At 71.3% G+C, this 24,756-nt stretch carries 24 protein-coding genes and 2 pseudogenes; 18 read left to right on the plus strand and 8 right to left on the minus strand.

Annotation, left to right across the window (positions count from 1 at the left end):
• The 12 genes and pseudogenes from NAEX_RS06125 (at position 1) to NAEX_RS06180 (ending at position 9,499) form a co-directional block, all read left to right on the plus strand.
• Positions 1-207: a hypothetical protein gene (locus NAEX_RS06125; RefSeq protein WP_096326576.1), complete on the plus strand. Its 207-nt coding sequence runs from the start codon at positions 1-3 to the stop codon at positions 205-207.
• A 2-nt stretch (positions 208-209) separates the two neighbouring features.
• A complete protein-coding gene (locus NAEX_RS06130; RefSeq protein ID WP_096326577.1) occupies positions 210-1,097 on the plus strand; it encodes a peptidoglycan-binding domain-containing protein in 888 nt (295 codons plus the stop codon).
• Between the two features lie 119 nt (positions 1,098-1,216).
• Positions 1,217-1,888, plus strand: a complete 672-nt coding sequence (locus tag NAEX_RS06135; protein WP_096326578.1) for an SDH family Clp fold serine proteinase — start codon at positions 1,217-1,219, stop codon at positions 1,886-1,888.
• A complete protein-coding gene (locus NAEX_RS06140) occupies positions 1,882-2,109 on the plus strand; it encodes a hypothetical protein (RefSeq protein ID WP_143141477.1) in 228 nt (75 codons plus the stop codon). Before NAEX_RS06135 ends, NAEX_RS06140 begins: the two co-directional genes overlap by 7 nt.
• A complete protein-coding gene (locus tag NAEX_RS06145) occupies positions 2,106-2,399 on the plus strand; it encodes a hypothetical protein (RefSeq protein ID WP_096326580.1) in 294 nt (97 codons plus the stop codon). Before NAEX_RS06140 ends, NAEX_RS06145 begins: the two co-directional genes overlap by 4 nt.
• Positions 2,396-2,992, plus strand: coding sequence for a hypothetical protein (locus NAEX_RS06150; RefSeq protein ID WP_096326581.1), 597 nt, complete (start codon positions 2,396-2,398; stop codon positions 2,990-2,992). Before NAEX_RS06145 ends, NAEX_RS06150 begins: the two co-directional genes overlap by 4 nt.
• 123 nt (positions 2,993-3,115) lie before the next feature.
• Positions 3,116-4,210, plus strand: a complete 1,095-nt coding sequence (locus NAEX_RS06155; protein WP_096326582.1) for a hypothetical protein — start codon at positions 3,116-3,118, stop codon at positions 4,208-4,210.
• Entirely contained in the window at positions 4,203-5,042 is an 840-nt protein-coding gene (locus tag NAEX_RS06160) for a hypothetical protein (RefSeq protein ID WP_096326583.1), read from the plus strand. The genes NAEX_RS06155 and NAEX_RS06160 overlap by 8 nt, the downstream gene beginning before the upstream one ends.
• Before the next feature lie 158 nt (positions 5,043-5,200).
• Positions 5,201-5,794 (plus strand): class I SAM-dependent methyltransferase, encoded by a 594-nt coding sequence (locus NAEX_RS06165; RefSeq protein WP_096326584.1) that lies wholly within the window; start codon positions 5,201-5,203, stop codon positions 5,792-5,794.
• 307 nt (positions 5,795-6,101) lie between these two features.
• Positions 6,102-6,383 (plus strand): annotated as a pseudogene (locus tag NAEX_RS54220) (helix-turn-helix transcriptional regulator); the annotation flags it as partial.
• 758 nt (positions 6,384-7,141) lie between these two features.
• A complete protein-coding gene (locus NAEX_RS06175; RefSeq protein WP_245913625.1) occupies positions 7,142-7,705 on the plus strand; it encodes a site-specific integrase in 564 nt (187 codons plus the stop codon).
• Between the two features lie 69 nt (positions 7,706-7,774).
• On the plus strand, positions 7,775-9,499 hold the full coding sequence (locus tag NAEX_RS06180; protein ID WP_100793192.1) for a serine/threonine-protein kinase: 1,725 nt from the start codon (positions 7,775-7,777) through the stop codon (positions 9,497-9,499).
• 24 nt (positions 9,500-9,523) lie between these two features.
• Here the strand turns inward: NAEX_RS06180 and NAEX_RS06185 are convergent, their stop codons facing one another.
• The 4 genes from NAEX_RS06185 to tsaA all read right to left on the minus strand — a co-directional run bounded on the left by NAEX_RS06185 (position 9,524) and on the right by tsaA (position 14,215).
• Positions 9,524-11,224: a hypothetical protein gene (locus NAEX_RS06185; protein ID WP_096326586.1), complete on the minus strand. Its 1,701-nt coding sequence runs from the start codon at positions 11,222-11,224 to the stop codon at positions 9,524-9,526.
• Between the two features lie 748 nt (positions 11,225-11,972).
• The gene (locus NAEX_RS06190; RefSeq protein ID WP_100793191.1) at positions 11,973-12,386 is read right to left on the minus strand and encodes a hypothetical protein; all 414 of its coding nucleotides are present in this window, start codon (positions 12,384-12,386) and stop codon (positions 11,973-11,975) included.
• A 17-nt stretch (positions 12,387-12,403) separates the two neighbouring features.
• Positions 12,404-13,399: a hypothetical protein gene (locus NAEX_RS06195; protein WP_096326588.1), complete on the minus strand. Its 996-nt coding sequence runs from the start codon at positions 13,397-13,399 to the stop codon at positions 12,404-12,406.
• Positions 13,400-13,672: 273 nt separating this feature from the next.
• The gene (gene tsaA, locus NAEX_RS06200; protein WP_096326589.1) at positions 13,673-14,215 is read right to left on the minus strand and encodes a tRNA (N6-threonylcarbamoyladenosine(37)-N6)-methyltransferase TrmO; all 543 of its coding nucleotides are present in this window, start codon (positions 14,213-14,215) and stop codon (positions 13,673-13,675) included.
• Positions 14,216-14,320: 105 nt separating this feature from the next.
• On the opposite strand from tsaA, the gene NAEX_RS06205 reads away from it, so the two are divergent.
• Entirely contained in the window at positions 14,321-15,676 is a 1,356-nt protein-coding gene (locus NAEX_RS06205) for an MATE family efflux transporter (protein ID WP_096326590.1), read from the plus strand.
• A 70-nt stretch (positions 15,677-15,746) separates the two neighbouring features.
• Positions 15,747-17,297 (plus strand): phytoene desaturase family protein, encoded by a 1,551-nt coding sequence (locus tag NAEX_RS06210; RefSeq protein ID WP_211302359.1) that lies wholly within the window; start codon positions 15,747-15,749, stop codon positions 17,295-17,297.
• A gap of 129 nt (positions 17,298-17,426) precedes the next feature.
• Here the strand turns inward: NAEX_RS06210 and NAEX_RS06215 are convergent, their stop codons facing one another.
• Together NAEX_RS06215 and NAEX_RS06220 are read right to left on the minus strand one after the other, a co-directional pair.
• A complete protein-coding gene (locus NAEX_RS06215; RefSeq protein WP_143140857.1) occupies positions 17,427-17,924 on the minus strand; it encodes a hypothetical protein in 498 nt (165 codons plus the stop codon).
• A gap of 166 nt (positions 17,925-18,090) precedes the next feature.
• A complete protein-coding gene (locus NAEX_RS06220; protein ID WP_096326593.1) occupies positions 18,091-18,354 on the minus strand; it encodes a hypothetical protein in 264 nt (87 codons plus the stop codon).
• 355 nt (positions 18,355-18,709) lie between these two features.
• On the opposite strand from NAEX_RS06220, the gene NAEX_RS06225 reads away from it, so the two are divergent.
• Together NAEX_RS06225 and NAEX_RS06230 are read left to right on the plus strand one after the other, a co-directional pair.
• Entirely contained in the window at positions 18,710-19,354 is a 645-nt protein-coding gene (locus NAEX_RS06225; RefSeq protein WP_096326594.1) for an RNA polymerase sigma factor, read from the plus strand.
• Positions 19,305-19,640: a thioredoxin family protein gene (locus NAEX_RS06230; protein ID WP_096326595.1), complete on the plus strand. Its 336-nt coding sequence runs from the start codon at positions 19,305-19,307 to the stop codon at positions 19,638-19,640. Before NAEX_RS06225 ends, NAEX_RS06230 begins: the two co-directional genes overlap by 50 nt.
• A 354-nt stretch (positions 19,641-19,994) precedes the next feature.
• Here the strand turns inward: NAEX_RS06230 and NAEX_RS06235 are convergent, their stop codons facing one another.
• Together NAEX_RS06235 and NAEX_RS06240 are read right to left on the minus strand one after the other, a co-directional pair.
• On the minus strand, positions 19,995-20,492 hold the full coding sequence (locus NAEX_RS06235; protein ID WP_096326596.1) for an Rrf2 family transcriptional regulator: 498 nt from the start codon (positions 20,490-20,492) through the stop codon (positions 19,995-19,997).
• 25 nt (positions 20,493-20,517) lie between these two features.
• A complete protein-coding gene (locus NAEX_RS06240) occupies positions 20,518-21,564 on the minus strand; it encodes an oxidoreductase (RefSeq protein WP_096326597.1) in 1,047 nt (348 codons plus the stop codon).
• 184 nt (positions 21,565-21,748) lie between these two features.
• Between NAEX_RS06240 and NAEX_RS54375 the strand changes: the two are divergent.
• Positions 21,749-22,473 (plus strand): annotated as a pseudogene (locus NAEX_RS54375) (NADPH-dependent F420 reductase).
• A 427-nt stretch (positions 22,474-22,900) separates the two neighbouring features.
• Positions 22,901-24,748 (plus strand): FG-GAP repeat domain-containing protein, encoded by a 1,848-nt coding sequence (locus NAEX_RS06250; protein WP_096326598.1) that lies wholly within the window; start codon positions 22,901-22,903, stop codon positions 24,746-24,748.
• Positions 24,749-24,756: the final 8 nt, after the last annotated feature.

A 24,756-nucleotide genomic window follows, 5' to 3' on the forward strand; every position in this document is an offset into this window, starting at 1 on the left:
ATGGCCGACGCGCTCACCAAGTCGCAGTCCGAGATCGACCGCGTGCTGTTCGATGCCACCGAACAGCAGCGGACATTCGACACCAACTACGGCGACGCGATGTATACCCTCCGTCGCAAGATCGTCCACGAGGTCACGGTCGCCACGACGGCCGGCCTCGTGCTCGGGGGTCTCGTCGGCGCGATCGCCGGCATGAGGAGGCGCTGACCATGGCTCGTTCACCCGATTGGGAGAAGTTGGCGATGGCTCAGGGCGACCCGAAGCCCGCGTGGCCGCTGCCGACCGTGACGCCGAAGTTCGCCACATGGAGCGTCGGCGGCGGTCGGCCCTTCGGCTGCGCGGCCGGCAAGTGCGAGCGGTGGCACGCGGGCATCGACCTCACCGGCGCGCCGGACGGCGCCCTGGTCATCGCGCCCGAGGACGCGCTCGTCGTCGGCATCGACCGCGGCTGGAGCGAGGGCTCCAAGGCGGCCTTCCTGCGCACCAAGTCGGGCCTGTTCCTGGTGCTCGGCGGCTTCAAGGCCGGCTCGCACAAGGAGTATGGGATTGTCCACGGCCAGGAGGTACGCAAGGGCGACAAGCTCGGCCGTGTGCTCGGCTCCTACGGGATGATCCACCTCGAGACCTACGAGGCTGCCTCGCGCACCGCCAATTCCGTCTGGTGGGAGAGCGAGCCGCCGCCGGATGGCCTGCTGAACCCGACGAACTACGTCGAGCGCATGGTCGGCGACAAGGTGTCACTGCTCCAGACGCGGCAGCGACACGAGGCGCTGAAAGTCCTCGGTTACTACAACGGGGACGTCGCCGCTGCGTGGAGCTCCGCCTCCACGGAGGCGCTGCGCGCCGCGCAGACGGCCCTCGGCATCGGTGTCGACGGCAAGTGGGGCCCCGAAACCGAGGATGCGATTCAGCGGGCGCTCGCGCAGGAGCACGGCTGCACCACCGACGAGTGCAGCCCAACGAGCTCCGGGCTCTCGGTCGGCCCGACCACGGGCCCGCTTGCGACGATCAGCCGGCTCAACTGGTGGCTCGTCGGCGGCGTGACGGCGGCCGGCGTGGCCCTCGGGATGATGCTCGTCGTGCGAGCTCGGGATTAGCGGGCGCGAGCCCGCGATGAGGGGAAGGAACATGGACAAAGAGACATGGAATGCAGCATCAACGTTGCTCGACGCCGCCCTGAACGACCTGGCGATGCCTGCGCACTGAGGAGATTGCCATGAACCGCGCGCTCCTCGTCACCGCTCTCGCCGCCGGCTCGGCGCTGGTCGGGGCCGGCTACCTCCTGCGCAGTCGACCCTCCGCGCGAGGGTTGCCGTCGAGCATCATCCCGATCATCACGCCGGTGATCGACATCGGCGTGGCCGAGGACGTGCTCGAGGTGATGGGCCAGCTCCCCGGCGACGAGGTCACGCTGGTCCTGCACACCGCCGGCGGGTGCGCGACTTCATGCGTGATGATCGCCAACGCCCTGCGGGAGTTCGAGCGGTCGACCGCGATCGTCCCCTACATGGCCCTCTCGGGCGGCACGCTGATCGCCCTCAACGCCCGGCAGCTGCAGATGGGCCGCGACGCGTCGCTCTCGGCGGTCGATCCGATCGTCCGTGGGCAGCGTGCAAGGCACGTGCCGGAGGCTCCCTCGCGGAGCAAGGCTCGCGCGCGGGAGTACGAGCTCGCCATCGGCCGCTATCTCCACGACACGCTCGTGGAGCGCATGCCCGAAGCCAGCGAAGTGGAGCTCGGACGGGCGTTCGATGTGTTCATGGGGGAGGACACGCCGCACGAGTGGCCCATTCGCCGGCCCTCGGTCGCGGCGCTCGGCCTCGAGGTCACGCCGGCGGCCCGCTCCTGGGCCGAGATGGTCGATACCTACCGGAGGAGGTGGTGGTGATGTCGAACACGATTGAGCAGTCCGTGGCGACCGTGTCGTTTGGCCCGGCGGCGAGTGAAGATCCGCCGCGGGTGGAAGTGATCGAAGGCGCTCTCTGCACGATCTCTGAAGTGCGCCGCGCCGTCGCGGCCGGCGCTCTGATGTCCGGCCTCGTCTGCACCGTGGTGGGCGTGGGCATCGGCTTCTACCTGGGCCTGCGCGACGGGAGGGATGGGCGATGAAGTTCTCGATGCTCGACCTGTTGACCGGGCGCCGGCACCAGCTCGGCGCGCTGGTGCTGATGCGCGGCGAGACATTCATCGAGACCATCGACGATGGCGGCATGGCGGTGCTGGTCGTGCTGCGCGGCACGGCCTCGGTATCCCGCCAGCGCGCCGGAGCTCAGGTCGGCCTGCACCTGACGCCGCGCCGCGGCGAACCGGTGTGGTTGACGAGCCCAGGCACCTATTGCGTGGTCGCCAAAGATCACGTCGTCGGCCTGCGGATGCTGCGGACGGGGGACGGGCTGTGAGCGACGCGGAGGAGATCGAGATGGAGGCCGCGCCGGAGACGGCGAGCTACCGCCACCGCCACCGGATGGCCTGGCAGTCGATTCGCTCACGGTACGCGGAGGCGCACGCCGCTGCGAAGTCGCGCGGGCTCGGGGACGAGCCGGCGAGCAAGGCCGCGGCACTCTCTGCCCGCGGAGACATCCGGGCGCTGATGTCGGAGCTGCTGACGCGCGCGCCGGTGCCGGCGATCGTGGAGTTTCTGACGGTCGGCCGCGAGTGGGGCGAGGCCGGCGAGCGCTTGCTCGAGCAGCGAGACGCGGTCCTGGGGCTCGTCGAGAGCGCCTATCCGCAACCTACCTGGACGGCGCTTGAGCCCCTCGACCGTGAGGCGATCGAGGACGACGCGCGCTGGTTCGCATGGACGACGGCCTGGACGGAGGCGCTCGGCGCCGCGAGTCCGGCCGCCCAGGCGGCCCTCGGGGGCGACACCGCGAGCCTGCAGAGTTCCGAGATGAGAATTCCAACTTCGCCGCGCCGCTGGGCCCCATGGCTCACCAGCGCGGCGGTGATCGTGGTCGCCACCACGGGAATCGCTATAGCGACGAGGGAGTGAGAGCGGCTCGGCGCGGGCTCGCGGGATTACGGCCACCTGCGCGCACGAACACCGGGCACGGGAAGGAGGACAGGTATGAAAATTTTCGACGGTGTCCCAATCAAGCAACCACCGAGCCCGTTCATGCAGAACGCGCTCTCCATCGCGATGCTGCTCGGCAAGAGCTTCGTCGAGGCCGACAGGTGCCGACAGGCGAGGCTGGCGAACGCGGGCAAGCGTCCGACGACGCTCGACGACGTGATGGAGAAGTCGGGGCTCAAGATCCCAGGGCTTCAGGAGGTGCTCGAGCAACTCATGGGCAGCACTGAGGAGGCCAAGAAGGTCGCCTCGATGATCGCCGAGAACCCCGATCCGATGATCTTGCTGCAAAAGTTCGCGCAGCAGTTCGGCTGCGGGATGCCGACGAGCGCGGGGCCGGTGGTCACGCCGCCCCCGAATCCGCACGCAGCGGTGCCCCCGCCGTCGCAGCAATCGGGACCGATCAACACGTGGCCGATCCCGCCTTCGCCGACGATGGAGCCGCCGTCACCGCCGGGAGCAACGCCTACATGGCCAACCCCGCCGGCGTCGATGACCGCGCCCGGGTTGCTGAAGGTCCGGCCTGAGTTCACCCGCGAGGCCCTCGACGCGGCGCGAGCTGCTGGCAAGCCGCCGACGCCCTGGTCCAACGCCGCTGCTGCCGCTCCGGCCACGCCGCCCACGGAGAACGTGGCGGAGCCGCGGCCCTCGCTGGTCGCCTTGGTCGAGCAACGGCTCGGCGCGCTCCAGCGTCGCGTGGCGGCCCACGATGCCGACCTCGACCTCCGTCTGAAGCATGCCGAGGCCGAGCTGGCCAAGCTGCGCCAGGAGCTCCACGAACTTCGCGCCGGCAAGAGCGCGCCCGTCCCAGTCGCGGCGCCGTCGCAAGGGCAGAGGTCCGCCCCCGAGGAGCAGACGGGCGAGGTCGCCGCCGAGTCGCCCTCTGCCGGCACCGAGGCGGCACCCGAGAGCACGCTCGAGGCTGTCGCCGAGCCGGATGTCGCCTTACCGCTGCCCCTCGCGGCGACGGAGCAAGAGTTGGCGCGCGCCATTGAGCTGATCGGCGAGTTCACCGAGGTGGTCGACCAGCACCACATGCAGAGCCTCGTCCGCGTCGTCGCCCTCGAGCAGGAGGTCAGCGCGATGCGGGCGCTCGTCGAACGCGAGCGCCAGGCCGCCGGAGCCTCGGCCGATGGCTGACAACAAGGACATCGCCGTTCTGGCGAAGAAGGTCTACGAGTTGTCGACGCTCGCGCTCGATGAGCTCGAGGACCGCAAGTGGGAGGCGCTCCTGATCGTCAACGCGGCGATCAGCTCCGCCACTGCTGACGGCGTGGCACGGACGCACGCCGACAAGGAGGCCCGCTGGGGCGCCCAGATCCAGGAGGAGGGGATCCTGTCGCGCCTGCACCCGAAGTGGCTGCTGCGCACCGACGATGGCAAGCCCCCTGTTATCCAGCACGCCCTCGAGAGCGCGCTGGACAACCCGCACCGCGACCTTCGCACACGCCTCCAGGCGCTCCAGTTCATCGCGCCCGCCGAACGTGAGCCGTTGACCGATCTCGCGCGGGCCCTCGCCACGGACGCCTATGCGGGCGCCCGAGGCGACGCCCGCGACCTTTTCATCACGAGGATGCGCGGCCTGTCGAAGGAGTGGTTCAAAGACCCGTGGCTGACGGTCTTGCCGCACGACGGCAAGCCGCCGCCGGTCTCGATCCTGATCGAGAACCAGGGCCCGACGCACGACGGCGGACTGCACGACGACCCATCGGACGACACGACCTGGGAGACGGTCAAGTTCGGCTGGGCCGACGCGATCCGCACCTGGGACGTCGACTTCCTGCGCGACAACCCCTTGAGTCAGCTGTACCTGTCCGTGGAGACAGCCGCCTCGACTGCAGGACAAGTAGCGGCGGGCGCGAATGACGCCGCAAAAGGCATCGCCTCGCTCCTCGGGTGGACCCCTTACGTGCTCGCGGCGATCGCGGTCCTCGGCCTGACGACCGCCGCGCTCGTCGGAGCGCGGCGATGAGGATGCAGATGACCAAGTCTGACCACCCGAAGCGAACGCGGAGAGCAGCATGAGCAAGTTTCTTATCCAACAACGGGGTACCGTCGCCGTTCCCGCGCGCGCCACCGGCGTCCGAGCCGAAGCGCATGCCGTGCATCCCCTGCGCGAGGAGATTGCCCATGTCGGTGTCTAAGCTCGCCGCACGCGTCGTCCTGACGTACGTGGGCTTGGTCGAAGGTTCAGCCGCTTTGATCCGCGGCCGCGAGCGCACCGCCGCTTTTCAAAGCGCGATGGAGAGGGCTGCTGCGCTTGGTCGGCGCCTCGTGGTGATCGGTGATCCCGACGCAGGGCTGCATACCCGCCTGATGCGCGCCTACGGCTGCGGGGACGTGTGCATCGACATGAACGGCTGCCCCAAGTGCCCGGTCACGATCGTCGCCGACATTACCAAGGGGCCGATTGCCGACATCGCCGACGACTCCGCGGTCGTCTTCGTGTCCTGCGTCCTGGAGTACGTGTCGGATCTGAACGCCGCCCTCCGCGAGGTCTCGCGGATGGCTGGCAGCCCCGACAACGTCTTCGTCGTCAACGTGCAGCCCTGGACCTTGACGGCCCGGCTCTACCCAGGTGCGCGCTGGCGAGGCTCGGTAAGCTCGGTCGACGGCTCGCAGACCGTTGATATGAAGTCGGTGGGCCTGGAAGAGAAGCTCGTTCTCACCGGCGCGTTGGGGCTCGCGCTCGCGGCCGCCTTCTGGCCGAAAGGGCGCACGTAAGACCATGCCGACCTCGGACATCGAGCAGGCCCTTGCGCGCGCGAGAGCTGAGGTGCGAACGCTTGCAGACCAGCTCCGTCAGGCGCGAGCAGACATCCACCGCCTCGGGATTGCTGACCAGAATAGAGCTCTGAGTTGCGCTGCCATAGCAGGAGCACTGGGCATGGTCTGCGGCATCGGCATCGGGCTAAGCTTTCGGAAGAAGTGACCGACTGCGAAGCTTCGCAAAGCTAGAGCGGAGCTGACGATTAGCCCTCGAGTTTGGATTCGAGGCATTAGCCAAGGGTGGGAAAATATGGAGGATGGGATGGAATTGGCTTGCCAAGAAACGGGGAGCGCCGCGAGGAAGCGAGGCAAGCACGTCACGACCAGGGCGATAAGCACGGGGAACGCCAGCGGAACTGGACCTGTGCGCTCGCAGCCCCCTTCTGCGGACGAGCCAGATCGGCTCGTGACATCCCAAGATGCTGCGACTTTTCTCACAGTCAACCTCCGGACCTTGGAGCGCTGGCGCTCTCGAGGGGAAGGACCGCGATGGGTCTGCAAAGGAAGATGTATTGCGTATCGGGTAGGAGACGTGCTCGCGTGGGTGCGCCAGAAGACGCGGGAGCCAGCAAAAGCAGCTCCCCCCTTGACCACGAGAAGCAAAACCGAGCCCAAAGAAGTGACCGCCTGCCCCTACATCAAGGACAAGACCCGCTGGCACGTGGACATCCTGTACACGGACCCGCGGACGTCCAAGGAGGTCCGAATCCGTCGCGTCGCGCCCAAGGACCTGACGCACGAGAAGGCCATCCGCTGGGGCGAACTTGAACGCCTGCGGCTCGTGACAGACCTGGCTCGGTCTGCGGCGAGTCCCGACGAAAAGAAGGAAGGTGACCCAAAGGCCAAGTCGCATGCCGAGCATGCGCCGACCCTCGCCGAGCTCTGGTTGCTTTTTTGCGAGCGCTACGTCGCCAAGCAGAAGGCTGCTACGCGCCTCAACTACAAGCTCAACTGGGAAAAGCACATCGCCGGAATCCTCGGCAACGTGCCCGCGACGTCGCTCGACCTCACGGCCTTGAGCAAGCTCCGAGACAAACTCGAGCAGGATGGCCTCCAGATCAGCAGCCAGAAGAAGGTGATTCAGAAGGTTCAAAGGTGCCTGACCTGGGCGATGCGACGCGGAAAACTTCCTTTCGCCGAGGTCCCCACGCTAGAGTGGGACAAGGTCAGAAAAAAGCGCGTCGAGATCTACAGCCCCGCGCAGCTCGAGCGGCAACTCGAGGTAGCCGAGGATTTGTTCGACCGCGGTTTCTTCTGCTCCTTCAAGATGCTTGCCTGCGGATCGGAGAGACCGCCGGCCTCATGTGGACGGACATTGACTTCGAGGCCGGAACCATGGAGATCGTCCGCAACGTTCTCCGAGGGACGCTCCAGGACAGCCCGAAGGGCGAGGAAGGGACCGTGCCACTCACGCCACGCCTGCGCGCGGCGCTCGCCGAGCTGAAGGCGAGCCCGACCGGCCGGATGACGGGGAGGGGCTCAAACCGTAAAGGATGCCCGGCAGATCCCGTCTGGGTGCTCGGGGATGGCATGGGTAAACACCCGAGCACGCGGGGCTTGCAGGGCCGCGCGTTCCGTCTGCAGCGGAAGGCCGGCCTCACCGCGCACGGCCCGCACCGGAACCGGCACAGCCGACTCACTCACCTCGCGGAACGAGGCACGAAGCCGTATGCGCTGCAAGCGCTCGCTCGGCATGCGAGCCTGAAGACGACGATGGCCTACTACATCCACACGGACAAGCTCAAGCTCGCCCGTGAGGCGGTGGCCGAGATCGACGCCATGACCACTCCGCCCCTCCGGCCGCTTGGAAACGGAGTGGAAACGAATCGGAAGCGGCCTCAACTTCGCGTCGTGGCTGCGCCCTAGCCCCCGAAAACACGGTCCGGGTATACTCCGCGCCGCCATGTCCCGCACCGACCCGGAGGCAGCGCCTTGGTGAGCACCGAGCCGAGCGCCCCGCCGAGCCCCGAAGGCGAGCTGTCCGGGCTGTGGATCGGGCGGGTGATCGACGAGCGCTACCGGATCGTCGAGGTCCTGGGCGAGGGCGGCATGGGGGCGGTGTTTGTCGCCGAGCACCTCAAGCTGCGCAAGCTGGTGGCGCTGAAGACGATCCGGGCCGAGTTCGCCGGCGACGGCCAAGCCGAGGCGCGGTTCGCCCGCGAGGCGCTGGCGACGGCGCAGATCGATCACCCGCACGTGGCCAGCGCGATGGACTACGGCCACCTGCCCGACGGCGGCGCCTACCTGGTGATCCAGCTGGTGCGCGGCGAGAGCCTGGCCCGCCGGCTCGAGCGCGGCCCGCTGCCGTGGCGCCAGGTCGCCGAGCTCGGCGGCCAGATCGCCGACGCCCTGGCGACCTGCCACGCCGCCGGCATCATCCACCGCGACCTCAAGCCGGACAACATCCTGCTCGAGCAGCGCGACGACGGCTCGTTCCACGCCCGCGTCGTCGACTTCGGCATCGCCCGCCTGTCCGGAGAGACAGGTGACGGCGCGGTCGTCGACGCCAGCCAGCCGATCACGCGCATGGGCGCGATCATCGGCACGCCGGGCTACATGGCCCCCGAGCAGGCGGTCGGGCAGACGATCGACCACCGGGTCGACATCTACGCGCTCGGCGTGATCCTCTGGGAGTGCACGACCGGCCAGCGGCTGTGGATGGCCGACAGCCTGACCGCCCTGTTCGCCCGTCAGCTCGCCGGCATCGCCACCCCGCTGCGCGACATGCTTCCGGGACAGGTCCCCGAGGCCCTGTCCGATCTGACAGCCCAGCTCATCGCCGCCGACCCGACCGTGCGTCCCGGCGCGGTCGCCCCCGTGCGCGACGAGCTGCGCCGGATCGCCTTCAGCGGCGATCCCCTGCTCAGCACCGCCCCCGAGCTGCGCGTCTCCGGCGCGCCGATCAGCATGTCGCACGCGCCGACCTCGGCCGGCTGGTCGAGCGCGGGGCAACGGCCCGAGTTCTCGACCCCGGGCGGCACGCTGATCGCAGGGCCGCCGGGGCCGCCGCCGCTGGCGATGCGCCTGCGCGCGCTGGCGATCCAGCGGCCCCAGCTGTTCCGCTACGGCGCTGCGGCGGTGGCGCTGCTGGTGCTGGTGCTCGTGTATCAGTGCGGCCGCCACAGCGAACCCGACCCGCAGCCGGCGGTCGCCGCGGCGCCCGAACCCGAGCCGAGCAAGGCCGGCAAGGGCAAGGCCGGCAAGGGCGAGGCCAAGGCCGAGGCCAAGGGCGAGGCCAAGGCCGAGGCCAAGGCCGAGCCGAAGCCCGAGCCCGCCGCCCCGCCGCCGGCCGACGTCGCCGAGATCCCGGCGGCCTTCGCCGACGCCGCGCAGACGCTGCTCACCGGCAGCGGCAACAAGGCCCGCAAGAAGGCCGCCGAGGCGATCACGGGCGCGAGCGAGGCCGACAAGGCGACCATCCCCGAGTACGTCCGCAACCTCGCGTGGCTCGAGAAGCTGTCGCGCTGCGAGGACAAGCGCAAGGTCCTGCTCAAGCTCGAGGAGGCCGGCGACCTGCGGGCGCTGCCGGGCCTGCAGATGGTCGCCAAGACGCCGAAGAACGGCTGCCGCGAATGGTTCGTGGCGAAGGACTGCATCGGCTGCCTGCGCGAGGACCTCGGGCGGGTGATCGGCCGCTTCGAGGCCCAGGCCGAGGGCTAGCGCGCCGCGGCTCGCGCCGGGCCGTCACAGCGGCTCGCAGATCACCGCGATGTCGAGCGCGCCCGGCGACAGCCCGCCGTGGGCGCCGGGACACACCAGCTCGCCGTTCGACTTGTAGCACCCGCTGAGCGGATCGCTGAAGCCCGGCGGCGGCGTGTCCACGCCGGGCATGCCGCAGTCGGGGTCGGGCAGGTTCTCCTCCTGCTTCGGCGGCTGCTCGAGCGGCCAGCGGGCCAGGTAGCCGAAGCGGATGTACGTGCCGATGGTCGCGGCCGCGTAGGCGTAGGTGTCGTTGTTGCGGAACGCGTAGTTGTTGTGCCAGCAATCATCCTCGCGCTCGTTCTCGTACGAGGCGAGGTGCTTGATCTTCTTCAGCCCGTAGCCCTTGTCGGTGACCAGCTTGCCGGCGCACAGCGCCCCGTGGCCGTGGGTGTGCGTGTCCATGATCGGCGACAGCCGGGGCGTGGTGTCCTTCCACGGCACGAACATGTGGTGCATCGATTCGTGGAGCACCAGGCGCGGCACGTCGAACGCCTGGCTCGGCGTCGAGTAGGCCTTGGCACACAGCTTCATGTTGCTCTTGACCGCGTGGTGACCGCCCGGCCGGGTGGTGTTGCAGATGTCGCCGGGGCCGTCGGGCGTACACTCGATGTCGAGCTCGAGCCCGCCGACCTCGTGCTCGTGGAAGGTCCGCCACAGCCGCGAATAGGCGGTGCGGATCGCCTGCAGGCGGTATTCGGCGTAGGGGCCGAAGTAGAACTCGAGCGCCGTGTTGGGGCCGACGTCGTCGCTCTCGTAGCTCATCAGCCGCTCGCCGCTCTCCGACCCGCCCTGCGCCGCCCACAGGAACGCGCGCTCCTCCGGCGGGCTGGAGGCGACGAAGTCGAGCATCTGGCGCACGCGGAACAGGTCGTGGTTGGCGCGCAGCCAGGCCGCGCGGGTCTTGGCGCACTCGTCGACCGTGCAGCTCGACAGCGGCGGGAAGCTGACCGCCACCGGCGGCACCTCCGCGGCCAGCTCGTAGGCCAGCGCGTCGCAGTCGGCCTCGCGCGCGAGCGGCACCTGCTCGTCGATCGCCAGGGTCGCCACCGGGCCTGCGGCCTCGTCGCGGCGGTCGAACACCGACACCATCGCCAGCGAGGCCGGGCCGAGCCCGCTCGCCGTCGGCTCGCGCGTGTAGGTCTTGAGCACGACGACCTGGTCCAAAGGCAAGGTCGTCGGCAGCACCAGCTCGGGCTCGCCGCCGCCGGTCCCGGCCGCCTGCGTCAGCCGCACGGTGAGGGCGCCGAGGTCGACCGCGACGTCGCTGACGCCGTCGGCGCTGCGATGGACCTGGTGGCTGCGCACGGGCACGCGGACGTTGAGGAGGCGGCCCGCCGCGCGGGTGTCGAAGTGGAGCGCCGGCCGACCGCCGCGGGCGCGGATCTCCGCCAGCAGCTCGGGCAGCCCGGCCGGCGGCGGCAGCTCGGTCTCCTCCTGCGGCTCCAGCTCGCGCTCGCCCGCGCCGACCAGCGACGGCTCGGCGCAGGCCAGGTCGCCGACCAGGTACGGCGCCTCGATCGCGGCGCTCGGCAGCGGCAGCGCGCCGGTCTCGTCGTCGCCGGCCCCGTGCTGGTCGGCGTCCTGGACGTCGACCCCGGAGCAGGCCAGCGCGAGGCACAGCGGCGCGAGCGAGCGGACCAGCCGGTGATCGACGACGCCTCCGCGCCTGTGGGTCGCACTCATGACAATCACTCCTGGTTGCGAAACGACGGCACCGCGGCGCGCGGACGAAATGGCCGCCGGCCGGTGCTGCTACGGAATTCGACGAATCGGGCTAAGCGAGGGCGCGGATCATGGTGTGATGAATCGGCCGCGTCGGAGCGGCGCGGCATTCAGGGACGAATGCCGCGAGGGTGCAGGCTGGACCGCACGTCGGCCCGGCGAAGCGCCGATCCGACGGTGGGCGGCGCACGGTGTCGCCGCGTTGGTGGTGGTCCGATCATTGGCCCGCTCGCGCTCCTCTTTCTCCGCGCACTCCGACGCGGCCACCGAACAAGGTGGCCGCGTCCGGTCGCCACATTCGCCGGCGGGTGGGGCGGATCACGCGCCGGACCGGCGACGCTTGCCCGCTTGCCCGCGTCCTGGCGGAGGTCCGCGGCGGCCCAGGCGAATGCCGCCTCGCCTCGACGTTCGCCGGCGATCGCCGGCCGCGCACCCGCGACCGTGATCCAGCGCAGAAAGGCGGAGGGGCGCGCGCCTCGCCGGGCTCCCGCGGGGCCTCGCCGGGAGCGGCGGACGCCCCGCAGCCCGACGCGGCCGACCTCGCGCCCCTACGCGCGGGCGGTCGACCGCGCCGCGCCTCGATCGTCGGTGTCACGACCGCCCGGCGTCATTGCCGGCGATGCCACACTGGCACGATGTCACAATTGCGACAGGGCCGGACGACTCGTCGCGCGAGTCGCCCGGCCCCGGGTTCCAGGGAGCGGGAGCGTCAGCTCGTCTTGCGCGCGGCCATGTAGGCCTCGGTCAGCGCCGGGTCGGCCGCGATCTCGAACATCATCGCGTCGAGCTTGGCGCGGTCGAGGCCGTGCTTGGCGAGCACGTCGTCGGCGTGCTCCGGGTCGGCCGCGATCTCCTTGGCGACCGCGGCGGCGATCTGGACCTTCTCCGAGCCCGGATCGGGCTTCGGCGCCGCTTCGGGCTTCGGCGCCGGCTCGTCGGCCTTGACCTCGGGCTTCGGCGTCTCCGCCTTGGTCACGGTGGTGGTCTTGGTCTCGACCTTGGTCGTCTTGGTGACCTCGGTCTTCTTGCCGTCGCCGCCGCAGGCGGGCAGCGCGAGCGCGAGCGCGCCCAGCAGCACGGCGAAGCGACCGGCGCGGAGGAACGAATGGCTGGAGTGATGCATGTCGGTGGCTCCTTTCTTCACTGCGGCGCGGCGGCCTTGTCCTTCTTCGCCTCGGCCTTCTCGGCCTTGGCCTCGATCTTGGCCTCTTTCTTGTCCTGGCGCTGCTCCAGCTTCTCCTCGCGCTTGTCGAGCTTGTCCTCGCGCTTTTCGACCTTGTCGGTGACCTTGTCGAGCTTGTCGTCGAGCTTGTCTTCCTTCTTCTCGAGCTTCTCCTCGGCCTTGTCGAGCCGCTGCCCGAGCGCCTCGAGGCGCTTCTTCTCGGCCTCGAGCCGGGTCTTCTCCTCGCCGGAGGCGGTCGCCAGCTTGGCCTCGATCTCGCGCAGCCGCAGCTCGACCTGCCCGCTCTTCTCGGTGAGCGCCGCCGACGAGGCCGCCAGCTTCTCCTGGCGCTTCTCGTGGCGCTCCTTGGCCGCCAGGACCTTCTTCTGGCCCTTGGCCAGCAGCTCCTGGCGCTTCTCGAGCAGCTTCTCGCGCCGCTGCGCGTACTGCTGGGCCAGCGCGTCGAGCTTGGCCTTGAGCTTGTCGGCCTCCTCGGCCGTCAGCTCCTTGGTGTCCTCCTTGCGGTCCTTGATCTTGGCCGCCAGCTTCTGCCCGCGCAGCCCGCTGGCCACCTGGACGCGCACCCACTTGCCGAAGCCCGCGCTCGCCTTGCCGCGCTTGGCGGTCGCGTCGGCCTCCTCGGCGACGAGGTCGCTGGCCTCGCCGGCGCCGAGCCCGACCTCCTGCGTCACCGTGAGCGCCTCCTTCAGGTCGGCCTCCGGGACGCCGGCCGCGCGCGCGTCGGCGGCGGCGAGCGGCAAATCGATGACCGAGAGGATGTCGTCGTTCAGCGCCTCCTGGTCGGAGATCTTGATGTTGGCAGAGGCCGACGCCGAAGCGGTGGCGGTGGCCGGCGCCGCGGTCGTGGCGGTGACGGGCGGCGGACCCGGGGGCAGGTCGGCCCGTCCGGCCGCCGGCAGCAGCAGCGCCAGCGCGAACGCGCCGGCGGAGACACTGACTGTGTGCTTGTGCATGGTGGTGAAACTCCGACGCCGAGGATAAACGACTTCGCGCAGACGCGAAAAGACCCGGCGAGTGCGGCCGCGACACGACGCCTGCGGGCCGCAGGCCCCGAACGGCAGCGCCGCCGTCCCGCGAATTGTGACGGTCGTCAACCATCGACGCCGAGCGAGCTCGGCCGTGGGCGCGACCGCGACGGCCGCCGCGCGACGAATGCACATGCGCCGACGGACATACCCGGACGGACATGCCTGTTCGGACATGCCCGTTCGGACATGCCCGCACGGTCAGCGCGGGCGGAACGCGTCGGGCTCGTCCTGCACGCGGCCCTCGAGCCAGCCGGCGCGGGCCTCGGGGAAGGCGTCGGCGTAGGGCACGTACGGCTTGATGTCGAGCACCGGGGTGCCGTCGAGGATGTCGAGCCCGAGCACGTGGATCTGGTTCGCCTCGACCGCGGTCACGCGCAGGCACGACAGGCCGATCGGGCACGGCCGGTGCGGCGCGCGGGTGGAGAACAACCCGACGGCGCGCGACGGGTCGCGCGGCGACCTGACCTTCAGGCCATACCCCTGATTGAGGTGGAACACGAACAGGCACCAGATCCGCTCGAACTCGGCGAGCTCGGCGAGCCCGGCCGCGAATTCGGGCCACAGCTCGATGCGCCCGGGCAGCGCCCGGTCCTCCTTGACCTGGGTCGTGATCGTCGGCTGCCGCGGCGTGCCGAACCGCTCGGTGTAGGGCGAGCGCACCACGCCGATCGGCGCGAACGTGAAGCTCGCGCGCTCGTCGCGTCCGGTCGTGTGGTCCTGCTCGGGGATGCTGCGGCGCACGCGACGAGCCTAGCCCAATTCATCGGTTTCGCCGCCGCGCGTGCGCAGGGGCACGCGGGCGCGCCCTGGCAAGCGCGGGCGCGCCTGCGCTAAGAGACATTTTTTATGCGCGAGATCCTCGCAGAGTTGCGGCGGCTCGCCGTGCTCGCCGTGCCGTTGGCGCTGACCCAGCTCGGCAACATGATGCTCGGCATCGTCGACATGCTGATGCTCGGGCGCGTCGGTCGCGAGGCGCTCGACGCCGCGGCGCTCGGCAACCTGTGGGGCTACGCGGTCCTGACGATCGGCATGGGCGTGGTCCTCGGCTGCGACCCGTACATCGCCCAGGCCCACGGCGCCGGCGACGGCCGCGCGCTCGGCCTCACGGTGCAGCGCGGGGTCGTGCTGGCGCTGCTCGTCAGCGTCCCGGTCATGCTGCTGTGGACCCTCGGCGGCCCCGCGCTGGTGCTGCTCGGCCAGGCGCCGCACCTCGCCGCCGAGGCCCACGACTACTTGCTGGCGCAGCTGCCGGGCGCGCCGGCGGTGCTGCTCTACGTGGCGATGCGCTCGTACCTGCAGGGCCGCGGGATCACCGGCCCGGCGCTGCTCGTCATGATCCTGGCCAACGTCGTCAACGTCGGCCTCAACTACGTCCTGATCTTCGGCGCGCTCGGGCTGCCCGCGCTCGGGGCCGTGGGCGCCGGGATCTCGACCGGCGTGGTGCGCGTGGTCATGGCCGCCGGGCTGGCGTGGCTCATCGTCCGCGGCGAATTGCACGCCGGCGCGTGGGTCCCGTGGTCGCGGGCGGCGCTCGACCGCGCCGCGCTGGCCGCGATCGCCGGCGTCGGCCTCGGCATCGCCTTCCAGCTCGGGCTCGAGCTGTGGGCCTTCCAGGCGGCGATGTTGTTCGCCGGCTGGCTCGGCGACGCCCCGCTCGCGGCCTACACGATCGTCCTCAACGTCGCCTCGTGCAGCTTCATGCTGCCGGTCGGGATCGGCATGGCCGCGGTGACCCGCGTCGGCAACCTGCTCGGCTCGGACCGGCCGCGCGAGGCCGAGCGGGCGGCGTGGGTCGCCCTGTCTCTCGGGGCAGGTGTGATGTTCGCCGCGGCCGCGCTGATGTACGGGCTGCGCCACGAGCTGCCGGCGCTGTTCGACGCCGACCCCGAGGTCTACGCGCTCGCGGTCGTCAGCATCCCGGTCACCGCCGCCTTCCAGGTGTTCGACGGCGTCCAGGTGGTCGGCTTCGGGGTGCTGCGCGCCATGGGGCGCACCCGCCAGGCCGCGCTGGTCAACTTCGTCGGCTACTACGCGGTCGCCCTGCCGCTGGCGTATTGGTTGGCGTTCGAGCGCGGCCACGGCATCACCGGCTTGTGGTGGGGTCTGACCGTCGGCCTGGCGCTGGTGGCGACCGCGCTGCTCGCGTGGATCGCCGCCCGCGGTCCCTCCACGGCCGGAAAGATCTCGCTCGAACAGCGTTAGTGCCGCGCCGGCGCGCCGCGGCCGCGGCCGACGGTCGCGCGGGCGACGGGCATTGAGTATGGTGCCGCCCATGAAAACGGACACGGACGTGATCGTCGTCGGCGCCGGCCACAACGGGCTGGTGGCCGCGCTGTTGCTCGCCAGGCGCGGCCTGCGGGTGCGGGTGCTCGAGGAGAGGGAGGTCGTCGGCGGAGCGGTCCGCACCGAGAAGCCGTTCGCGCGCGCCCCCGACCTGGCGATCTCGACCGGCGCCTACCTGCTCGGCCTCATGCAGCCCGAGCTGCTGCAGATCACCGGCGTCGACCTGCCGCTGCGGCGCCGCGACCCGCACTACTTCCTGCCGACCACCGACGGCCGTTATTTGCTGCTCGGCTCCGACGCCGAGGAGACCCGGCGCCAGTACGCCGCCTTCTCGTCGGAGGCCGACTGGCACGCCGACCAGGCCATGCAGGCCGAGCTCGCCCAGCTGCGCGAGGACCTCGCGCCGTCGTGGTTCCACGAGCCGCTGTCGCTCGAGGACACCGCCGAGCGCTACGTCCGCAAGTCCTTGCGGCAGGTCTTCGTCGACCTGTGCCGAAAGCCGGTCGGCGAGTACATCGACCGCTTCCCGTTCAAGAGCGACCTGATCCGGGCGATGTACGCCTCGACCGACGGCTTCACCGGCGTCTACGGCACCTGGGACACACCCGGCACCGGCATGAACTTCCTCGTCCACAACATGTGCCGCCTGCCCGGCGCCGGCGGCACGTGGATGCTGGTCGAGGGCGGCATGGGCACCGTCACCCAGAAGTTCGCCGCCGCCGCGCGGGCGGCCGGCGCCGTCATCGAGACGTCCTGCGGGGTCCAGCAGATCCTGGTCGAGAACGGCACCGCCGTCGGCGTCCTCACCAGCAAGGGCGAGGAGCTGCGGGCGCGCGTCGTCCTGGTCGGCGCCGACCCGTTCCGCATGCGCGACCTCGCCGGCCGCGACAACTTCCCCGCCGACTACAACGCGCGCCTCGACGCGATGCGCCGCGACGGCACCTCGCTCAAGGTCAACCTCGCGCTCAAGGGCCTGCCGCAGTTCACCTGCCTGCCGGTCGACCGCGGCCAGTACGGCCCGACGATCCACCTCCTGCCCGACGAGGAGGTCGTGATCCGCAGCTTCGACGAGGCGTTCCGGGCCGTCCAGGCCGGCCAGCTGCCCGACTTCCCGGTCATCGACTGGTACATCCACACCACCGTCGACCCGACGATGCGCGACAAGGACGGCCACCACAACTCGGCCCTGTTCGTGTCGTGGGTGCCCTACGAGCTCGCCGGCACCACCTGGGAGCAGGAGGAGAGCCGCTACGTCCAGCACCTGCTGTCGATCTGCGACCGCTTCGCCCCCGGGACCAGCGACCTCGTGGTCGACACCTTCGTGCTCCACCCGCAGAAGATCGAGCGGCACTTCGGCATCACCCGCGGCCACATCCTCCACGTCGACAACACCTACGGCTTCGACCAGCGCGTGCCCTACCGCCAGCCGATCGCCGGCCTCTACGCCGCCTCCGCCGGCACCCACCCCGGCGGCGGCGTGATCGGCTGCGGCGGCCACAACGCCGCCATGGCCGCGCTCAAGGACCTCGGGCTCGGCTGAGCCGCCTGTCCTCCCGGGCATGTCCGAGAGGGCATGTCGAAAGGGGCATGTCCTCACAGACATGCCCCTTCGTGCATCCGAGACCGCCGCCGAGACCTCGGCCCGCCGCCTTCCGCGAGCCCGCGCGGGTCACCCCGGCCACACGCACATCTGCGGCCCGGTCCCGGCGAACCCCGACAGGCTCTTGCACCCCAGCGCGAACGCCTCCGGACAGTCGACGCAGCGCATCCCGGGATCGGGGCAGTGGGCGTCCTCGCCGCACAGGATCACGCACATCCACGGGCCCTCCTCGAGCACCGGACAGATCGACTGGGACTGCACCGGCGACAGCGGACACCGCCCGGGCGCGGGCCCGGGCCCGAACTCGTCGCAGGGCGGCCCGCACACCGAGCCGTCCGGAGTCTGCAAACACAGCTCGCACTCGTCGCCCCGCGGGCACGGGCCGTGCTCGGCGAGCCCGTCGCCCATGTCGGCGAGCGGCTCGGGCGCCGAGCCCGTCGTCGGTCCCGTCGCCTCGCTCGCGGCGGTCGTCGAGCCGGAGCCTCCGCTCCCGCTGTCCGTCTCGCTGCTCCCCTTCGGGCCGCAGCCGAGCGCCATCACCAGGGCCACCACCCGAGGACCTCGCATCTCACCACGGTGCACGGAGCGGGCGCCCGCGTCAATCCTCCGCGCCACGCGGGGCGTCCCGCCCCGGTCGGGCCCCGCCTGAAATTGCATGTCTTTCAAGACATTGTCCTCCGGACATGTCTAAAAAACTAGGCACGCCGGCGAGCGCCGCTCGCCGTCGGCTCCGTCAGGCGAGCTCGGCGACCCCGCCACCGAGGCTCCGCGCCGCGAACAGGTCGGCCAGCTTCTTGGCCGGGATCCGCTCGCCGGCGGCGGCCTCGGCCCCATTAAACATGCCCCTTCGCGCCGGGCCGGTCTCGACCCTCCGCGACGTCGCCGCCCCTCCGCCGCAGGAACACCTGCTCGCCTCGGGCACCTCGGTGCCGAGCGCGCGGTCCCCCTCTACTCGCCGGTGCTCACCGGCCTGCAGCTCGTCCAGGGCCTCGCTCATGCCTCGCGAGCAAGATGTCGGCTGCGAGCTCGCCGAGGTCCCGGTGTCGACCCAGGCGACGCGGCCGCGGCCGGCCGGGACGAACAGCTCGTCGCGCTCGCGGATGTCCGGGCGGTGCGCGTCGCCGAGGTCCTGGGCGAAAAGCCGGGCCGCAAGGCGGTCCAGGGGACCGCTCCCCGCGCCAGACGCCGCTCGACGCCGTGAGGCGGGACCAGGCGCCGGCGGTCGGCGCCGACGACGGCCCGCTCCACCTGCTTCGGAGCAGGTCCGCCGATGCGGGACGGGTCCCGACCGAGCCCCGACGCGAAGAACAATTCGGTGACACACTTCGCCTCGCAGCCCGCACCACCGCGACATGCCCACCTCCCGGCCCGCCCCGTCCGTCGAGACGCTGCTCGCGTTGATGCAGAGCGGTGACCTGCGCGCGCTCGACCTCCTCGCGCGGGCCTACGGCGATCGCCTGCTCGCGGTCGCGCGGCGGCGCTGCGACCTGCGCGAGGACGCCGAGGACGCGGTGCAGCAGGCCCTGCTCGCGGCCGGCGCGGCGATGACCGGCTACCGCGGCGCGGGCTCGCCGCTGGCCTGGCTGTCGACCCTGGTCGCCCGCACCTGCTGGCGGATGAACCGCAAGGCCGCGCCGACCGCCGACGTCGCCGACGTCCCCTGCACCTGCGACGACCCGGCCGTCGTCGCCGAGCGGCGCGAGCTCGGCGCGACCCTCGGCGAGGCGCTCATGACCCTGTCGCGCACCGATCGCCTGGCCTTCCTGCTCGCCGCCGAGGGCGTGAGCAGCGTCGAGATCGCCGAGCGCTTCTCGCTCACGCACGACGCCGTCCGCAGCCGGCTCAAGCGCGCCCGCAAGGTTTTGCGCGCCGCCCTCGAAAAGCGTGACACACCGCCCGCGCCCGGGCGCACTGCATCGGCGAGCCACACGAAAGGACCGCTCCCCGATGACGACCTCGCCCAGTTCTTCGCGCCCCCACCCGCGCCGCACCGATGACGCCTCGTTCGCCGCCGACGTCGCGGCCTCGCCCCTCGTCCTCGTCAAGTTCTCCGGCGCCTGGTGCCCGCCCTGCCGCGCCCTCCAGCCGACCCTCGACGCCATCGCCCGCGACCGCAGCGATGTGACGGTGTTCGACGTCGACGTCGACGCCAGCCACGGCCTCGCCGAGCAGTTCGGCGTGCGCAGCATCCCGACCCTGGTCGCCTTCCGCGACGGCAAGCCGATCGGCCAGCTCGTCGGCAACCAGCCGCGCGCCCGCATCGAGGCGCTGTTGCGGGCGTGAGAAGGAGCAGAGCGCGCCTCGGTCGCCGGGTCGGGCGTCGCCGGCCGCCATAACCGGACGAGGCGCGCGGATTCGCCGAGCGGATCGGCTCCCCGGCGCTGTGCGCCCGAGCCACGTCCTCGGCGGCCGAGCCACGCACCTGCTCGAACGAGCAGGCCCGATCGAGCATGTCTTCACGGCCATGCTCGATCGGACATGCCCTCGAGGTTTTTTGCTGCGCTCCCCCTGAAGAGGCGCTCCGTCGAGATGTCCTCGCGGCCACGCTCGCCGGCGCGGCGAGAGGCCGCGCTCCTCGGGCACGCGCCCGCGAGCGCCTCCACCCGCGGCGAACCGGGCGCTTCATGCACGGAGCCCTCACGCCCGGCGCGCGCGCGCGGTCGCCTTGCCCGCCTTCGCGCCCTTCTTCTTGCGGTGCGAGCACGGCCCGCCGCGTCGCTCGAGCTCGTCGAGCTCGCCGGCGAGGGTGCGCCCGGCCAGCACCGCGAGGGTGGCCGCCTCGAGCTCGTGCGACAGCTCGTGGAACATCTCCTCCATGTTGGAGGTGACCACGCAGCGGTGAGGGAGGTCGGAGCGGCCGGCGAACAGGCCGCGTTCGCCGAGCACCGCGAGGTAGACGTCGCGCAGGGTGATCTCGCGGGCCGGGCGAGCCAGGCGCGAGCCGCCCTTGACCCCCATCGTGGTGACGATGAGGCCCGCCGCCGCCAGCGAGGCGAGCAGCTTGCGGATCAGCGACGGGTTGGTGACGAGCCCGCCGGCGAGCTCCGACGACGACAGCAGCCCCGCGTCCTCGCGCTGGGCGAGCGCCAGCATCAGCATGAGCTGCAGCGCGGAGGCGAACCGCACGTCCACCATGCCGCGAGGTGTACCACGCGGGCCATCAGCCCGGTAGGCGCGGATAGTCGGTGAAGCCGGCCGCGCCCGGCGTGTAGAACGTCGCCCTGTCGGGAGGGTTCAGCGCCGCACGCGCGGCGAAGCGGGCCGGCAGATCGGGGTTGGCGATGAACAGCCGCCCGAACACCGCGCCGTCGAGCAGCCCCTCCTTCAGCAGCACCTCCGCCTCGTCCTGCGTGAGGTCGCCGCCGCCGAGCAGCGTGCCGCGGTAGTGCGGGCGCAGCTCGGCGAACGACAGGCCCGGGCCGCTGCCGCGCGCGCGGTCGTCGGCGGTCGGGCGCGTCACGTGGACGTAGGCCAGCTCGCGCGCCGACAGCTCGCGCAAGATCGCCGCGAAGTTGTCGCGCGCCGACGGGTCGGGCCCGCCGTCGATCATCGCGCTCGGCGACAGCTTGAGCCCGACCCGCCCCGCGCCCATGACCGCCTGCAGGCGATCGAGCAGCTCGTACAGCAGCCGCAGGCGGTTCGCCAGCGAGCCGCCGTACTCGTCGGTGCGGGCGTTGGTGGCGGCACGGAGGAAGCGGTCGAACAGGTTGCCGCTGCTCGCGTGCATCTCGATCATGTCGAACCCCGCGTCCTGCACCGCCCGCGCGGCCCGCTCGAACGCCGCCGTCACCGCCGCGATGTCCTCGCGCGAAAGCATCGCCGGCCGCACCTCGTCGGTGACCCCCCACCAACCCGTCTGATCGGGCCGCTCGGCGCGCGGGAGCCCGACGTCCCACAGCTGCGCGGCGATCCGCCCGCCCGCGTCGTGGACCCGCCGGACCACGCGGGCCCACCCGGCCTGCTGCGCCGGCGAGAAGATCGCCGCCAGGGCGGGGAAGCCGGCCCCGTACGGCCGCACCGCGAGCGCCTCGGAGAGGATGAGCCCGGCCCCCGCCCGCTGCGCGTAGTACTCGGCCACCAGCTCGGTCGGCGCGAGCCCGGCGTCGGAGCGCAGGCGGGTCATGGGCGCCATGATGACCCGGTTCGGCAGCGCCAGCGCGCCGAGCCGCAGCGGGTCCAACAGGACGGAACCAACGTGATCGTTCATATGTATCACTGACTAGTTTAGTTTATTGAGAAGTGCAAGCATCATTAAAACATATCGACCGCGCGCGACCGCTCCTCATTTTTTACGTTGCGCCTGCCACAAATGAGACTATAAGAGTTACACTTGTGCACGCGGGCCGTCGCCGCCCTCGCGGCGCCGCTCGGGCCGCACCTCAGGAGCAGGCATGGACATCGGCATCATCGGTTCAGGACACATCGGCGGCACCCTCACCCGGCGGCTGCGCGGGCTCGGCCACCCGGTCACCGTCGCCAACTCGCGCGGCCCGGCCAGCCTCGCCGCCCTCGCGGCCGAGACTGGCGCCACCGCGGGCACCGTCCACGAGGCCGCCCGCGCGCGCGACCTCGTGATCGTCACCATCCCGCAGCGCGCGGTGCCGAGTCTGCCGCGCGACCTGTTCGCCGCCACCCCGGCGAGCACCGCCGTGGTCGACACCGGCAACTACTACCCGAGCTGCGGGACGGCCGGATCGCCGAGATCGACGCCGGGCTGACCGACAGCGAGTGGGTCGCCCGCCAGCTCGATCGGCCGGTGCTCAAGGCCTTCAACAACGTCACGGCCCGCACCCTCGCGCGCGGCGGCCTGCCGGCGGGCGCGCCCGGGCGGATCGCGCTGTCGGTCGCCGGCGACGACGTCGCGGGGAAGAAGCTGGTCCTGCAGCTGTTCGACCAGCTCGGCTTCGACGGCGTCGACGCCGGCACGCTGGCCGACTCGTGGCGCCAGCAGGTCGGCACCCCGGCCTACGGCCACGACCTCGACGCCGCCGCCCTGCGGGCCGCGCTCGCGGCCGCCGAGCGCGACAGGGTCGCCGACTACCGCCGCGAAGGCGAAGCGATGGTGCGCCAGCTGCTCGCCACCGCCGGCAGCATCGACGCCATCGCCGCGCCCTGACGCCGGCACGAGGTCGCGCCGGCGAGCGACGCGGGGATCTGTCGGCGAGTCCGATCGGGTGAACCCGCCGAGCGTGCGTGGCCTCGAAGGTTCCTGCGAGGATGCACGCGCCGCCGTCGCCAGCGACCGACTCTCGACGTCGCGCCGAACCCCGCGCGCGTCGACCGAGACCCGCGGGCCCGTCGCCGGCCAGGCTCCACCATCGCGGCTCAGGCCCGCCCGACCGCGCGCTCATGGCGTGCCTGACCGCGTCGGATCGCTCGCGCCCCGCGTCGGCGCAGCGCGATCAGATTGACCCTCTCGGGCGGCCATGTTGAGGTGGGGCATGCGATGGAGAGGCTTCTCGCTCGGGGTGTTGTGGGTCGCTGCGTGCGGTGACAGCGGCGGGCGCGGTGATTCGGCGACGGCGAACGCGACGGCATCGCCCGTGACCGACGCCACCGCGTCGTCGACGTCGCCCACCACCACCGGCGGACAGACCGACTCGGAGGCCGGCACCGCGACGGACAGCGCCACCGTGGCGCCGACCGGCAGCTCGACCACCGAGCCGGACCCGACCGAAACCACCACCGGGGCGGACATGACCTGCGTCGACACCCCGCCGCCGGGCTTCGCCGGCCCGTCCGACCCGGCCTGCGCCGCCGCGCCGCAGGTCGGGACGTTCCAGCCGATCCTCGAGTGGAACCGCGGCACCTGGGCCACCGCGCCGACGTCGGATCAGGTGCTCATGTCGCCCATCGTCGCGTCGCTCGACGGCGACGAGGTGCCGGACGTCGCGTTCGTCACCTACGTCTCCGGCGACCACTACGGGCCGGGTGTCCTCCGGGCCATGTCGGGCGACGGGCAGAAGGAAATTTTGAACGTCGAGGGACAGGACGTGTGCGGCCACTCCGGGCTCGCGACCGGCGACATCGACGGCGACGGCCAGGTCGAGCTGGTCGTGGTGACCACCGGCGGCGCGGTCAAGGTGTTCGAGCACGACGGCGCCCCCAAGTGGACCAGCGCGGTGTACGGGCTGCACTGCTCGACCTCGCCGGGCATCGCCGACTTCGACGCCGACGGCGTCCCCGAGGTGTTCGCGGGCGCCGTGATCCTCGACGCCGAGGGCAACGAGCGCGGCGTCGGCCAGCACGGAAACGGCTTCCGGATCTCGGTGGCGGCCGACATCGACGAGGACGGCCAGCAGGAGCTCGTCGTCGGCAACGCCGCCTACGACGGCCTCGGCGGCGCCGAGTGGTTCAACATGGAGGCCGACGGCATCCCGGGCGTCGCCGACTTCGTGGGCGACTCGAAGCCGGAGATCGTCGTCAGCGCGGCCGGGACCGTGCGTCTGCAAGACAACCAGGGCGTGGTGTTGTGGACGGCCACGGTCCCCGGCGGCGGCGGCGGTGCGCCCACCATCGCCGACTACGACGGCGACGGCGAGCCCGAGACCGGCGTCGCGGGCAGCGAGTACTACGTGGTCTTCGACACCGACGGCTCGCTGATGTGGCAGTCGGCGATCTCGGAGACCGAGTCGGCCACCGGGTCGATCGTCTACGACTTCGAGGGCGACGGCATCGCCGACGTGATCCACGCCGACGAGAACCGCGTGTGGGTGTTCTCGGGGGTCGACGGCGCGGTCAAGCTCGAGTTCGGCGGCCACGGCAGCGCGACCCAGCTCGAGTCGCCCGTGGTGGTCGACGTCGACGGCGACGGCCAGGTCGAGATCGTGTTCGGCAACAACCAGTTCTACGACCCGGCGGCGCCGAAGGGGATCTCGGTAATCGGCGACGAGGCGCTGTCCTGGCGGCCCGGACGGAAGATCTGGAACCAGTACCAGTACTCGATCACCAACGTCGCCGACGACGGCACGATCCCGGCGATGCCGGTCCACAACTGGACGGCGCACAACAACTACCGCTCGGGCGACGACTCGCCGCCCGACGGCCTGGCCGCGCCGGACGTCGTGCTGGAGACGTCGATCTGCCAGTACCTGTGCCAGGACACCGCGCTGCAGCTATGGGTCAACGTCGGCAACGCGGGCGCCTCGGCGCTGACCGCCGGCGCGACGATCGAGGTCTACGGCGAGCTGGGCGGTCAGGAGACGTTCCTCGCCGCACAGGCCTTCCTCGACGTGCTGCAGGCCGGGGAGTACGCGACCGCGATCGGCTTCGACATCGACGGCGCCGGCTACGACGGCCTGATCGTCCGCGCCGTCGCCGGCGAGGAGGAGTGCAAGCTGGACAACAACGTGGTCGAGCTGCCCACGCCCTTCTGCAACCCGCCGGAGTGACGCCTCGG

The organism is Nannocystis exedens (assembly GCF_002343915.1).
Taxonomy (GTDB): domain Bacteria; phylum Myxococcota_A; class Polyangia; order Nannocystales; family Nannocystaceae; genus Nannocystis; species Nannocystis exedens.